Origin of the sequence: Curtobacterium sp. MCBA15_005, assembly GCF_001864855.1 — a bacterium.
In the GTDB taxonomy this organism is placed as follows: Bacteria; Actinomycetota; Actinomycetes; order Actinomycetales; family Microbacteriaceae; genus Curtobacterium; species Curtobacterium flaccumfaciens.
Genome location: NZ_MJGL01000019.1, coordinates 21625 through 34597, shown reverse-complemented (window position 1 = coordinate 34597; position 12973 = coordinate 21625). Strand labels below are relative to the sequence as shown.

Genomic DNA, 12973 nt, shown 5'->3' with positions numbered 1-12973 from the left:
GGTCGTTGCAGGTGATTCGGTGTCGTCCGCCAGTCGGATTGGAACGACTTCTCCGGGCCTGTCGCCCCTAGGCTCGGGTCATGCGGGGAACAACGATCCGACCGACCACGGAGGACGACTGGGAGTCCGTCCGAGCACTGCGGCTCGAGATGCTCCGGGACACCCCGAAGGCTTACGGGGAGCGGCTCGCCGACGCGGAGCGGCTGCAGGAGCGTGACTGGCGTCGACGCGGCCGCCGTGAGCACGACGTCGGCGGGACCACCCTCGCCGCGATCGACGCCGACGGCCGGTGGCTCGGGACGATGGGGGTGTTCGTGCCCGGCCCCCGGGTCGGGCCGCTCCTGGTCGGCGTCTACGTCGCACCGTCGCACCGGGGTCGCACCGCCGGTGTCGCCGATGCGCTGCTCGACGAGATCGAGGTGTGGGCGGCTGCACACGGGTCGGCACTTCGGCTGCACGTGCACGAGGGGAACACTCGTGCGCAGGCCTTCTACGCCCGACGTGGCTACGAGCCGACGGGTGCGACCGAGGCGTACGTCCTCGAACCGAGCGAACTCGAGGTCGAGATGATCCGGCAGCTGCGGGGATCGCTGTGAGCGGCGGGACGGCCGGGGCCGCCGGGCCCGCCGTGCGGTGGCTGCTGCTCGATGTGGGCGGGGTCCTCGAACTCGTCGACGACGCCGCCTGGCCCGGACGCTTCCGGGCGCGGTGGGCCGAGCGTCTCGGGATGACGACGGACGACTTCTCCGCTCGCCTCGTCGCGGCCGACCTGCCCGACGCCTCCCGTCGGACCGGCGTCGTCGACCGGTACTGGGGCGCGATCGGTACGGCGCTCGGGCTGGGGGCCGACCAGCTCGCCGTCATGCGGGCCGACTTCTGGGATGCGTACTGCGGAACCCTGAACCAGCCGTTGTACGACTTCCTCGCCGGACTCCGCGGCACGATCGGCCTGGCGATCCTGTCGAACTCGGGCGACGGCGCTCGAGAGGAAGAGGAGCGACGCTTCCGGTTCTCGGCGGTGTTCGACCCGATCTGCTACTCCCACGAGATCGGTGTGAACAAGCCCGATGCCGACGCGTTCCGGATCACCCTCGAGCGCCTCGGGGCGGACCCGGACGAGGTGTTCTTCGTGGACGACGTGCCCGAGAACATCGAGGCCGCACGTGCGCTCGGCATCGGGGCGCACCTGCACGTCGACACCGACGAGACGATCCGGGTGCTCGGTGCAGTCGTGCGGGGGAACGGCCGGGCGTGACCGTCGGCATCGTGTTCTTCGACGTCGACGGAACCCTCGTCGGCCCCGGTTCCAGCAGCAGCTTCCTGGCCGCTCGGTTCGGACACCAGGACGCGCTCGACGAGGCCGAAGCCCGCTACGCCGCCGGCGCCCTCACCAATCAACAGGTGAGCGAGGTCGACGCGCTGGCGTGGCGTGGGACGACCACGGCGACGATCGACCGGTGGCTCGACGACCTCCCGGTGTTGCACGGAACCGAGACCGTCGTCGCGTGGTGCCGCGCCCACGGCGTCGAACCCGTACTGGCGTCGCTCGCGTGGCAGCCCGTGACCCGTTCCCTCGCGCGGCGGTTCGGGTTCGTCCCGAACGGCGGCCCCCGCGTGGGGGAGCACCGCGGCATCCACGACGGCACCGTCGCCGAGCACTTCGACGAGTTCGACAAACGGGACCGGGCGCTCGCGCTCGCTCGCGACAGCGGTGTGCCGATCGAACACTGCTGCGCCATCGGCGACAGCCGCTCGGACATCCCGCTCTTCCAGGCGCTCCCCAGTGCGTTGGCGCTCAACGCGGGTCCGGCGGCACGTGCGGCCGCGAGTGACGCGATCGACGCGGACGACCTCTCGCGCATCATTCCCTGGCTCGACCGCTGGCTCCGGGAACTCGCCTGATCGATCGGCTCTGAGACGGATGCGGCATGATCGGTCCGTGCCTGATGTGAACCCGACCGCCGCGTACCGTGCCGCCCGCGACCAGCTCCTCGCCGCGGACTCTCCCGAAGCGGCACGCGCCGGGTTCCGCTGGCCGGACGTCGGCGACACGTTCAACTGGGCGACCGACTGGTTCGACGTCATCGCGACCGACAACAGCCGCACCGCGCTCTGGATCGTCGAGGAGGACGGTCGTGAGCAGCGGCTCAGCTACGCCGAGATGGCAGCACGGTCCGATCGGCTCGCCGCACGCCTGCACGGCTTCGGCGTGCAGCAGGGCGACCACGTCCTCGTCATGCTCGGCAACCAGCTCGAGCTCTGGGAGACGATGCTCGCCGTGATCAAGCTCGGTGCGGTCATCCTGCCGACCTCGACGATGCTCGACACCGCCGACCTGCAGGACCGTGTCGACCGGGGCTCGGTGGCGCACGTCGTCACGAACCGGAGCGAGACGCACAAGTACGACGACGTCCGCGGGTCCTTCACGCGCATCGTGATCGGCGGTCCCGCTGACGGGTGGACGGAGTACCCGAGCGACCTGGGCGAGCCCGCTCCCGCCGACGAGGTCCGTCCCCACGTCGTCACCCGCACGACCGACCCGTGCCTGGTCTACTTCACGTCCGGCACGACGTCGAAGCCGAAGATGGTCGTGCACACCCAGACGTCGTACCCGGTCGGACACCTCAGCACGATGTACTGGCTCGGCGTCCGGCCCGGTGACGTGCACCTGACGATCAGCTCGCCCGGGTGGGGCAAGCACGCCTGGAGTTGCTTCTTCGCGCCGTGGATCGCCGAGGCCACCGTGTTCATCCACAACACCGCGCGCTTCGACCCCGCTGCACTCCTCGCGCAGCTCGAGCGGGCCGAGGTCAACACGTTCTGCGCGCCGCCGACCGCGTGGCGGATGATGCTGCAGTCCGACCTCGGCGTGAAGCCGCGGGCGCTCCGCGAGCTCATCTCGGCCGGCGAGCCGCTCAACCCCGAGGTCATCGGTCGGGTCGAAGCGGCGTGGGGGCTCACCATCCGCGACGGCTACGGGCAGACCGAGACGACGGCGATCATCGGCAACGCACCGGGCGCCGCCGTGACGCCCGGCGCGATGGGAAAGCCGCTCCCCGGTGTGACCGTGACGCTGCTCGACCCCGTGTCCGGCGAACCGGGCGACGAGGGCGAGGTCTGCCTCGACCTCACCGAGCGGCCCGTCAACCTGATGGCCGAGTACCTCGGCGACCCCGACCGCACGGCCTCGTCGATGCGCGACGGCTTCTTCCACACCGGCGACATCGCCGTCCGCGACGCCGACGGTGAGCTGACCTTCATCGGCCGCACGGACGACGTGTTCAAGTCCTCGGACTACAAGGTGTCGCCGTTCGAGGTGGAGAGCGCGCTGCTGGAGCACCCGGCCGTGGCCGAGAGCGCGGTCGTCCCGGCCCCCGACGACGCCCGTCTCAACATCGTCAAGGCGTACGTCACGTTGGCCACCGGATGGGAGGCCTCGGCCGACACCGCCAGGCAGGTCCTGGAGTACGCACGCACGGCTCTCCCCGCCTACGCGCGCGTCCGCCGCGTCGAGTTCGCGGAGCTCCCGAAGACCATCTCGGGCAAGATCCGCCGCGTGGAGCTCCGGGAGCGCGAGGAGCGGTCGGTGAGCAACGGCACGCGCGCCGAGGGGGAGTGGCGCGACGACGAGTTCCCCGGCCTCCGAGCACCCCGCCCGCAGGCCGGGCCCGCTGCCGGCTGACGGAGATCACCCATGGTCGTCGTGCTGCGCCCGTGGTCGCTCGACGATGCGGCTGCGCTCGTCGCCGCCAGCCGGTCGGATCCGGACCTCGCGACGCAGTTCCCGGACGTCGGGCTCGGCGACGATGAACAGGCCCGCGCGCACATCAGGGGCGCCCTGTGGTTCGACGAGCAGGCGAAGAACTGGGCGGTCGTGGAGGACGGAGTCGCGGTCGGCAACGTCGGACTCGCGGCGATCGAGTTCCGGCACGCCACGGCTTGGGCGCACTACTGGTTGGCGGCCGGTGCTCGCGGCCGTGGGCTCGCCGCTCGTGCGTTGACGAGTGTGTCGACCTGGGGCTTCGATGCCGGGCTCTTCCGCCTCGAACTCGGACACCGCTCGAACAACCCCGCGTCGTGTCGAGTCGCCACGATCGCCGGGTTCCGCGCGGAGGGCGTCGAACGGCAGAAGCTCCGGTACGGCTCGGAGCGGTTCGACGTGGAGACGCACGCCCGGCTGGCGACCGATCCGGTGCCGGACCTGCCCGGTTTCGCGGCCCGGACGACGTCCTGACGGCTGCCCCGGTCAGTCCTAGGCTCGACACGTGGAACTGATCGAGGACGCCTCACGCGGCGACTGGTTGCTGGCCCGGGCCGGCTCGTTCGACTCGTTCGGCGGCGTCGCGGGCACCGGGTTCGAGGCGTACGCCCGGATCCTGCACCCGCTCCGAGCGGATCGCGAGGACCGGACGACCGTGGACGAGTGCGACGAGCACCCGGTCCTCGAGTCGACCGAGTGGCGCTGGGGCGACGTCGCCGAGCGCACCCGTCGGACGATCGACCCCCTCGTGTCGTGGCAGACGGTCAGCGGTCGGGACGACGAGTCGGACCTGCCCTTCGAGGACGGCTGGGTCGTCCATCCACCCGAAGAGGGCTGGTACGAGCCGAGGCAACTCGCCGCCCTCACCGAACTCCTCGCCGAGGCGACGTCGACGCCGGACGACCTGATCGGGGCGATCTGGGACGGATGGGGGGACCTGAACGGGACGTCGACATTGGGCTTCGGGTGGCAGGGGAGCGGCGAGCCGACGGCGGCCGAGCGCGTCGAGATGCAGGCGCACATCGACCGGAGGCAGGCGCAGCACCTGCGGGAGCAGGCAGCGCTCCGGGAGTCGCTCGCGGAACCGCGCTTCCCGTGGCCGGCCCGCGAGTGCTTCCTGCTCTCCATGTCCCTGCCGCAGCTCAGCGACCCGTCCTGGACGGACGACGCCCGCGTCGGCACGTACGTCGGCTTCGGGCACACCCCGCAGATGCTCTGGCCCGAGGGGCACGAGTGGGTGCTCGCCACCGAGATCGACTGGGACTCGACGATCGTCGCCGGGTCGCGGTCGCTCGTCGACGCGATCCTCGCCGATGCCCGGTTCGAGGCGTACGAGGTCGACGCGGACGCTTCCCTGTCCTCGTGAGGGCCCGAACAGGAGCGATGCAGCCCGGCCGAGACGGTATAGTCGAGCAATGATCAGGTCCATCCGCCGCGGCGAACGGCCCGCCGTGTCCGACGCCGGTCCCCAGCGTCAGCTCACCGACCGCGCTACGCCGGAACTGTGGGGAGCGCTCGTCGGGAGTGCCGTCGCGCTGCCCGGCGTCGAAGAGGGGCACAGTAAGGTGTCGCCCGCGTCGTCACGCGCGTTGTTCCTGCGCGATCAGCGCGACCACGTCGTCCCGTGGACGTCACTGGCGCCGGACGGACGACTCGAGCCCGTGCACCTGCACGGCGTCGAGGACACCTCGGTCCACCTCTGTCTCCCGGTCGCACGGGGAGCCGAACTGACCGAGCTCGGCTGGGCGATCCCGCACCAGTACGAGGACCACGGAACCGAGTTCATGGTCTACGGCCCGCGCGACGTCGAGGAACTCGCGGTCGTGCTGTCGATCATCGAGGAGAGCCTCGCGTTCGCTCGCGACCCTGGCGACGAACGCCCGGCGCACCATCCCGCCTGATCACTTCGCGTCCAGCGACACCTCACGGCCGGCCGCGCGCGTGAACTGTCGCCCAGCGCGAAAACCCGCGCGACCCGCGAAAAGCCGCCCGCGCCCACCCCGGCGTCACCCTGTGGGAGCACACATCTCCCCCCAACGGCGGACGCGGCGACGCCGAGCGCTCCCGTAGCGTCGAGGCCGTGATCGAAGTCAGCCATCTCACCAAACAGTACGGTCCGAAGACCGCCGTGGACGACGTCTCCTTCGTCGTGCGTCCCGGCAGCGTGACCGGCTTCCTCGGGCCCAACGGCGCCGGGAAGTCCACCACGATGCGCATGATCATGGGGCTCGACCGGCCCACGTCGGGCAGCGCCACCGTGAACGGCCAGCCGTACACGAGCTTCCGCGACCCGCTCCGGCAGGTCGGCGCCCTGCTCGAGGCGAAGGCCGTGCACTCGGGGCGCAGCGCCTACAACCACCTGCTCTCCCTCGCGGCGACCCACGGCATCCCGAAGTCCCGCGTGCACGAGGTCATCGACATGACCGGCCTCGACTCCGTCGCGAAGAAGCGCGTCGGCGGGTTCTCGCTCGGCATGGGGCAGCGCCTGGGAATCGCTGCCGCACTGCTCGGTGACCCGAAGACCCTGATCCTCGACGAGCCCGTCAACGGCCTCGACCCCGACGGCGTGCTCTGGGTGCGTCAGCTCGCCCGCCGCATGGCCGCCGACGGCCGCACGGTGTTCCTCTCCAGCCACCTGATGAGCGAGATGGCACAGACCGCCGACCGCGTGGTCGTGCTCGGCCGGGGCAAGGTCCTCGCCGACGCCCCGATCGCCGAGTTCGTCGCCGGTGGTGGCGCCGCTGCCGGCACCGATGCGGCCGTCAGCCGCGTCATCGTCCGCACGCCGGACCCGAACGGCCTCTTCACCGCCATCGGCCCGAACGCCGCGGTCACCCAGCGCGAGGACGGATCGTTCCTCGTCGTCGGGCCCGACGCCCCGACGGTCGGCAACATCGCCGCGCAGGCCGGCGTCCCCCTGCACGAACTCACCCCGACCGGCGCGAGCCTCGAAGAGGCCTACATGGCCCTCACCCGCGACGACGTCGAGTACCGATCGGAGGGCACCCGATGAGCGCCACCACCTCGCCCACCACGCCGTCGACCCGGATGAGTGGCTCGACCCGCCTGTCGTTCCCGCACCTGGTGCGGAGCGAGTGGATCAAGCTGCGCAGCATCCGGTCCACGTTCTGGTGCTACGCGATCCTCGTCGTCGTCACGATCGGCATGGCCGCGCTGGTCGGAGCGAACACGAACAGCGGCGGGCAGGACATGCCGACGGACATCGCCAACGGCACCGTCGTGAACGTCAACACGGTCGGCGTCCTGCTCTCGTCGCTCGTCGTCGGGGTGCTCGGCGTCCTCATCATCACCGGTGAGTACGGCACGGGCCAGGTCCGCTCGACGTTCACCGCCGACCCCCGTCGCACCGGGGTGATCCTGGCGAAGGCCACCGTCCTCGCCCTCACGACCTTCGTGGTCAGCGCCGTCGCCACCTGGATCGGCGTCCTCATCTCGCTCCCGCTGCTGGCCGGCAACGGTGTCGAGCCGGAGATCGGTGACCCCTCGGTGTTCCTGCCGATCCTCGGTTCGTCGGTCTTCCTGACCCTGCTGGCGCTCCTCGCCTACGGCATCGGTCTGCTCGTCCGTTCGAGCGCCGGTGGCATCGCGATCACGCTCGGCATCCTGTTGGTCCTGCCGGTGGTGCTGGGCCTGATGGCCGGGCTGATGAAGGTCGACTGGCCGATGGACATCATGTCGTTCCTGCCCGACTCGGCCGGTGGCCAGCTCTACGCCTACTCGTACGACGGCGCGAGCGCCGCCGACAACAGCGGAGTCGTGCTGAACGGCTGGGGCGGCTTCGGCGTCCTCGCGGCCGAGGTGCTCGTCATCGGCGGCCTCGCCCTGACGCTCGCGCGCCGTCGCGACGTCTGACGCGACCACCCAGGGCCGGGAGGCGCGGTGCCAGCCGGCACCGCGCCTCCCGTCGTTCCGCGGTGCGGGTCCACCGCGTCACTAGGCTCACAGCGTGCGTTCCGTCCCCGCCCTGCTCCTGCCCGCGATCGCGGGCGTGCTCCTGCTCGCCGCCTGCTCCGGGCCGCCGCCCGTCGACGAGGCCGCGCTGTCCGCCTGGGAGAAGCGCCAGATGGCCACCCACTCGGACCGGGAACTCGGGGCGATGTACGCCGAGGAATCCGCCCGGCAGAGCGCGACGGGGAACGACGACGAGATCGACCGTGGCGTCACGATCACGTTCGCGCACCCGGAAACGGTCGACCACCTCGAGTTCTCGTGCTTCGGTGACGGGCACATGAGCGGTTCCGTCACGGTCGTCTCCGGGAGCACGTCGCGGAACAACATCACCGAGGCGCTGCCCTGCGGCGACGGAGAGCAACGCATCGACCTGCGGCGAACCTGGCGTGCCGACGTCGACAGCATCTCCTTCAACGGGTTCGACAGCGACCGCGACAGCGCCTGGAACGTCCGCGTGATCGGCGCGGAGCCCGTCGAGGACTGACCGAGCGAGCGCTCAGGACCGCCGGACGTCGTACCGGTGCAGGGTGGCGCCGTTGTCGTAGCGCTGCTGCTCGAGCAGGTCGAGCTGCACGAGCGGGCGGTGCCCCGAGAGCGGCGGATCGAACAACGGGCGGCCGGCGCCGAGCACCGACGGGTGCGTGAAGAGCATGACCTCGTCGAGCAGCCCGGCATCGAGCAGCTGACTCGCGATGCTCGGTCCGCCCACGCCGATGTCGCCCTCGCCGGCGGCACGGATCGCGGCCAGCTCGGTGATCGCGTTGCCGTCGCCACCGATGACCCGGGTGTCGTGGTCGGCGGTGGTCCGTGTGCGGGACACCAGGATCTTCGGTTGCGCGGTCCAGATCTCGCCGTACTCGCGCAGGTACTGCGGCATCGACTCGTCGTGCCGGGCGTCGGGCCAGAACGGGTCCATCATGTCGCGCACCACCCGGCCCTCGACGGACAGGGTCATCGCGGCGGCGCGGGCGTTGAACTCGCGGTGCAGCGGTTCGTCGATCCGGATCCAGTCGGGTCCGTCCAGGCCGTCGTGCTCGCCGGGGGCCCGTTCGACGAACCCGTCGACGGAGACGTTGATCCAGTAGACGAACCTCGCGGGCATGGCATGACTCCTTCGTCGAGCCGAGCGTACGCTCGCGCACGTCGCACGTCGACACCCGCAGTCCCTTAAGCAGCACCTCCCTCAACGACGAGAGCAGGTCAGGCATGCGCCGATCGTCCACCGCACTCCTCGCCGTCGTGACGTTCCTCGGCGTCGCGACCACGGGCCTCCAGGCCGCACCAGCGGATGCGTCCGCGGTGCCGGGCGGGACCACCCGGGCGACCACCACCACGACCGCGGCGTCGAGCGCCGCTGGCCGGCACGGCCGCGCGGCATCCAGCCACCAGAACCCGGTCGCGCTCGGCCTGCCGGACGGGCAGACGGCGGCGAGCTGCGCCGACCCGACCGTGATCCACGGTGCCGGTCGCGACCGGAACTGGTACCTGTACTGCACGACCGACGCGCTCACCGCGACGGAGCCGAACCCGGACGGGTCCCTCGTGCAGCACGCCGTGCCCACGTACCGGTCGACCGACCTGACCCACTGGACGTACGTGAACGACGCCTTCCCGACGAAGCCCGCCTGGGTGGGCGACGCGAACGGGATCTGGGCGCCGGACGTCGTGTACCGCGCCGGAGACCGTGGCCGGGCCGGCACCTGGTACCTGTACTACGCGGCGTCGGACACCCCGTCGGCGACGGGGCCGACCGGCGGTGGCTCCGCGGTCGGGGTGGCGACGAGCTCGAGCCCGACGGGTCCGTGGAAGGACTCCGGCGGCCCGGTCGTGGCACCGCAGACCGCGCCGAACGGCGACGGCGCGCGGTGGGCCTTCGACCCCGAGGTCATCACCGACGGCGGCACGACTTACCTGTACTTCGGCAGCTACTTCGGCGGCGTGAACGTCCGGCGGCTCAGCGCGGACGGCCTGCGATCCGACCCGTCGACCGAGCGGCAGATCGCGATCGACAACCGCTACGAGGGCGCGTACCTGATGCGGCACGGCGGCTGGTGGTACTTCATGGGCTCCGCCACGAACTGCTGCAACGGCGCCCTGACCGGCTACGGCGTCTTCGTCGCCCGGTCACGGAGCCCGCTCGGGCCGTTCACGGACCGCGACGGTGTGGCGATCACGAGCACCCGGGTCGGCGGCACGCCCCTGCTCGCGCAGAACGGCAACCGGTGGGTCGGCACCGGTCACAACACCGTGGTCACCGACTTCGCCGGCCAGGACTGGATCATCTACCACGCGGCCGACCGCACCGACCCGTACTACGCGGGGCAGCCGACCTACACGAAACGGCCGGCGCTGATCGACCCGCTCGACTGGCAGGGCGGCTGGCCGGTCGTCCGCGGTGGTGCGGGGCCGTCCGACACGGTGCAGCCGGGGCCGGTCGCGCAGCCCGGGCAACGGCCGACGTACCGGGCGTCCACCGCCCCGGTCGACGTGCCGGGTCGGACGATCCGCGGGCTGTCGACCTCCTTCGACGGTGCCGCGCTGCCCGCCGCGCTCACGTGGACGCGTGCGCCCGACCCGTCCACCTGGACCGTCACCGACGGCACGTTCCGCTGGCAGACGCAGGACGCCGACATCCACCCGCCGGCGACGCCGCTCGCATCGGTGTTGTCCGAACCGGCGCCCCGTGGTGACTACGTGCTCCAGACCACGGTCGGGGTGGACACCCCGGCCACCGGCGACGGCCTGAACTACGTGCAGGGCGGCCTGATCGTCTGGGGTGACGACGGCAACTACGTCCGGCTCACCTCGAACTCGATCTTCAACACGCGACAGACCGAGTTCGGCAAGCAGGTGTCCGGGCAACCGGCCGGGGCGCCGAGCTACGGGAACATGGTCGTCGGTCCGGTCGGGGACACCACCACGCTCCGGATCGTCCACCGCGAGGTCCGGGGTGAGGACCGGTACACGGCCTACACCAGCCTGGACGGGCGGCACTTCGTCCGGGGCGGGACCTGGACGGCGGACCTCGGCAGTGCACCCCGCGTCGGGCTCATCTCGCTCGGAGGCTCCGGCTTCACCAGCACCTTCCAGGACCTCCGCGTGAGCACGGTCGCGACGCGTCGCTGACGGCGTGGGCGCGCAAAACACCGGTGTTCGCAGGCTGAACCGCGGTCTGCTCGTGTTCGACCCGCGAACACCGGTGTCTTGCAAGCCGCACGGCGCGCCGCACGGCCGCGCCGCACGGCCGCGCCGCGCGGCCGCGCCGCCGCACGGCCCCGTTCAGCCGCGAAACGTCGCCCGTCAACGAGATACCCGTCGGGATGCGAAGATGCATCGTTGGTGCCGGAGCCGAGAACGAGGGTTGGATGATCCCGACGGAAGAACACGACGCGAGCGCGCCGCTGCTCGACGGTCGGTACCGCGTGGAGCAAGCGATCGGCCAGGGCGGCATGTCCGTCGTCTACCGGGGTGTGGACGAGAGCCTGCACCGCCCGGTCGCGATCAAGCTCTTCCACGCGGGCATCGTCGACATTGCCCGGCAAGAGGCCGAACTCGGCGTGCTGGCGTCCCTCGAGCACCACAACCTCGTCAGCCTGCTCGACGCCGGTGTCGTCACCGGGCAGGACGGCACGCAGCAGCGCTACATCGTGATGTCGCTCGTCGTCGGGCAGGACCTCGAGGAGCGCCTGGCCGTCGGCCCGCTCGCCTCGCGGCACATCGCCGAGATCGGCTACGACATGGCCGAGGCCCTCGACTACATCCACGCCCACGGCGTCGTGCACCGCGACATCAAGCCGTCGAACATCCTGCTCGTCGACTACGGCAACGGCTCCGACCGGGCCCGCGCGCGCCTGACCGACTTCGGCATCGCGCTCGCCGCCGGCGTCGAACGCCTGACCGCTGACGGTGTGACCACCGGCACCGCCGCGTACCTCAGCCCCGAGCAGGCGCGCGGCGGTGAGGTCGGCCCGCCGAGCGACGTGTACTCGCTCGGCCTCGTGCTGCTGCAGTGCTTCACCCGCCGCCGCGAGTTCCCGGGCTCGCTCGTCGAGTCCGCCGTCGCCCGGCTGTCCCGCGACCCCGTGGTCCCCGAACCCCTGCCCGAGCACTGGAAGCACCTGCTCCGTGCCATGACCGCGCAGGACCCCGCGGCCCGCCCGCTCGGCGCCGAGCTGGTCACGATGCTCCGCGACGTCGTGATCGCGGAGACCGCCACGAGCGACCACGTGGTCGAGCCGACCGACGAGACAGCCCAGGCACCGACGCGCCCCGAGACGGACCGCCCGGCGACCCTCGACAGCCTGCCCGACGAGTCGCTGCAGCGCACCACGGCGATGGCGGCCCGGCTCTTCGACGCTCCGATCGCCCTGGTCGAGGTCCTCGACGAGGACCGCGAGTGGTCCCAGTCGTACATCGCCGAGGGCGTCGACGAGGCAGCCCGCAGCATCAGCTTCCGCAACGGCTTCGCCCCGGTTCCCGTCCCCGTCGTGATCCCGGACGGCTCCGCGCACCCCGAGATGCGGAACAGCCCCCTGGTCACCGGCCCGCTCGGCATCCGCTTCTACGTCAGCGTCCCGCTCGTGAAGCACGACGGCGCACCGATCGGCACCCTCGCCGTGCTCGACACCCGCCCGCGGCAGGCCACCGAGGACGACCTCGCGAATCTCCGCGACCTTGCGGCGCTCGCCGTCTCGCAGCTCGAGATCCGCCAGGAGTCCCTGCGCACGACCAGCGACTCGCTGCCGGTCCCACGGGTGGTCGGCGACCACACCGCCTGACGGGAGGCCCGGTGCCAGCCCGCACCGCGCCTCCCGACCGCGTGGTGGTCGCGCCCACCGCCGCGCCCACGCCGTCCTCCGAGCGGTCACGATCCGTCGCCTGGCGCGCTCCCGCGCGACGGTCCGTGACCGCACGACCACCTGCCAGCGGTGCGTCGTGACCACTCGCGGATCCGATGCCCGGCTGACCGACTCCTGCCGAACGGGCGAAATGCCCGGGTGTCTCCGTGTGCCGACCCGGGTGTTCCGCCCGTTCGTGGTGGTGGGGGTTCGCGCGTCGGTTGGTGCTGCCGAGCGGGCGAAATGCCGGGGTGCGTCCGTGTGCCGACCCGGGTGTTCCGCCCGTTCGTGGTGGTGGGGTTCAGTGGCGTCGGTTGGCACTGCCGAGCGGGCGGAATGCCGGGGTGCCTTCGCGTGCTGACCCGGGTGTTCCGCCCGTTCGTGGTGGTGGGGGTTCGTGCAC

Annotated in this window: 13 protein-coding genes; 12 read left to right on the top strand and 1 reads right to left on the bottom strand. The window is 71.5% G+C overall.

Going from position 1 to position 12973, the window contains the following annotated elements:
* Window positions 1-80: 80 nt before the first annotated feature.
* From BIU89_RS10410 to BIU89_RS10365, 10 genes are all read left to right on the top strand, one after another.
* Entirely contained in the window at window positions 81-596 is a 516-nt protein-coding gene (locus BIU89_RS10410; RefSeq protein ID WP_071246381.1) for a GNAT family N-acetyltransferase, read from the top strand.
* The gene (locus tag BIU89_RS10405) at window positions 593-1255 is read left to right on the top strand and encodes an HAD-IA family hydrolase (protein ID WP_071246379.1); all 663 of its coding nucleotides are present in this window, start codon (window positions 593-595) and stop codon (window positions 1253-1255) included. Before BIU89_RS10410 ends, BIU89_RS10405 begins: the two co-directional genes overlap by 4 nt.
* Entirely contained in the window at window positions 1252-1902 is a 651-nt protein-coding gene (locus tag BIU89_RS10400) for an HAD family hydrolase (protein WP_083404309.1), read from the top strand. Before BIU89_RS10405 ends, BIU89_RS10400 begins: the two co-directional genes overlap by 4 nt.
* A 19-nt stretch (window positions 1903-1921) precedes the next feature.
* Window positions 1922-3682: an AMP-binding protein gene (locus BIU89_RS10395; protein ID WP_071246377.1), complete on the top strand. Its 1761-nt coding sequence runs from the start codon at window positions 1922-1924 to the stop codon at window positions 3680-3682.
* Window positions 3683-3694: 12 nt separating this feature from the next.
* The gene (locus tag BIU89_RS10390; RefSeq protein ID WP_071246375.1) at window positions 3695-4234 is read left to right on the top strand and encodes a GNAT family N-acetyltransferase; all 540 of its coding nucleotides are present in this window, start codon (window positions 3695-3697) and stop codon (window positions 4232-4234) included.
* A 31-nt stretch (window positions 4235-4265) separates the two neighbouring features.
* A complete protein-coding gene (locus tag BIU89_RS10385) occupies window positions 4266-5126 on the top strand; it encodes a hypothetical protein (RefSeq protein WP_071246373.1) in 861 nt (286 codons plus the stop codon).
* A 49-nt stretch (window positions 5127-5175) separates the two neighbouring features.
* Window positions 5176-5661, top strand: coding sequence for a luciferase domain-containing protein (locus tag BIU89_RS10380; protein WP_254791588.1), 486 nt, complete (start codon window positions 5176-5178; stop codon window positions 5659-5661).
* 179 nt (window positions 5662-5840) lie between these two features.
* On the top strand, window positions 5841-6773 hold the full coding sequence (locus BIU89_RS10375) for an ABC transporter ATP-binding protein (RefSeq protein WP_027465129.1): 933 nt from the start codon (window positions 5841-5843) through the stop codon (window positions 6771-6773).
* The gene (locus tag BIU89_RS10370) at window positions 6770-7633 is read left to right on the top strand and encodes an ABC transporter permease (RefSeq protein WP_071246371.1); all 864 of its coding nucleotides are present in this window, start codon (window positions 6770-6772) and stop codon (window positions 7631-7633) included. Before BIU89_RS10375 ends, BIU89_RS10370 begins: the two co-directional genes overlap by 4 nt.
* A gap of 94 nt (window positions 7634-7727) precedes the next feature.
* Complete coding sequence (locus tag BIU89_RS10365; RefSeq protein WP_071246369.1) at window positions 7728-8216, top strand: hypothetical protein; 489 nt, start codon at window positions 7728-7730, stop codon at window positions 8214-8216.
* Between the two features lie 12 nt (window positions 8217-8228).
* Here the strand turns inward: BIU89_RS10365 and BIU89_RS10360 are convergent, their stop codons facing one another.
* Complete coding sequence (locus BIU89_RS10360) at window positions 8229-8834, bottom strand: dihydrofolate reductase family protein (protein WP_071246367.1); 606 nt, start codon at window positions 8832-8834, stop codon at window positions 8229-8231.
* Between the two features lie 104 nt (window positions 8835-8938).
* Here BIU89_RS10360 and BIU89_RS10355 point away from each other — a divergent pair, with 104 nt between their 5' ends.
* Together BIU89_RS10355 and BIU89_RS10350 are read left to right on the top strand one after the other, a co-directional pair.
* The gene (locus BIU89_RS10355; RefSeq protein ID WP_083404308.1) at window positions 8939-10858 is read left to right on the top strand and encodes a family 43 glycosylhydrolase; all 1920 of its coding nucleotides are present in this window, start codon (window positions 8939-8941) and stop codon (window positions 10856-10858) included.
* 239 nt (window positions 10859-11097) lie between these two features.
* Complete coding sequence (locus BIU89_RS10350) at window positions 11098-12510, top strand: protein kinase domain-containing protein (RefSeq protein WP_071246362.1); 1413 nt, start codon at window positions 11098-11100, stop codon at window positions 12508-12510.
* Window positions 12511-12973 lie beyond the last annotated feature (463 nt).

Bases quoted from the DNA above. Each gene is read 5' to 3' on its own strand.
- BIU89_RS10380 (WP_254791588.1), top strand. From the start codon at position 5,176: ATGATCAGGTCCATCCGCCGCGGCGAACGGCCCGCCGTGTCCGACGCC.
- BIU89_RS10360 (WP_071246367.1), bottom strand. From the start codon at position 8,834: ATGCCCGCGAGGTTCGTCTACTGGATCAACGTCTCCGTCGACGGGTTC.
- BIU89_RS10350 (WP_071246362.1), top strand. From the start codon at position 11,098: ATGATCCCGACGGAAGAACACGACGCGAGCGCGCCGCTGCTCGACGGT.
- BIU89_RS10355 (WP_083404308.1), top strand. From the start codon at position 8,939: ATGCGCCGATCGTCCACCGCACTCCTCGCCGTCGTGACGTTCCTCGGC.
- BIU89_RS10410 (WP_071246381.1), top strand. From the start codon at position 81: ATGCGGGGAACAACGATCCGACCGACCACGGAGGACGACTGGGAGTCC.
- BIU89_RS10370 (WP_071246371.1), top strand. From the start codon at position 6,770: ATGAGCGCCACCACCTCGCCCACCACGCCGTCGACCCGGATGAGTGGC.
- BIU89_RS10395 (WP_071246377.1), top strand. From the start codon at position 1,922: ATGCGGCATGATCGGTCCGTGCCTGATGTGAACCCGACCGCCGCGTAC.
- BIU89_RS10390 (WP_071246375.1), top strand. From the start codon at position 3,695: ATGGTCGTCGTGCTGCGCCCGTGGTCGCTCGACGATGCGGCTGCGCTC.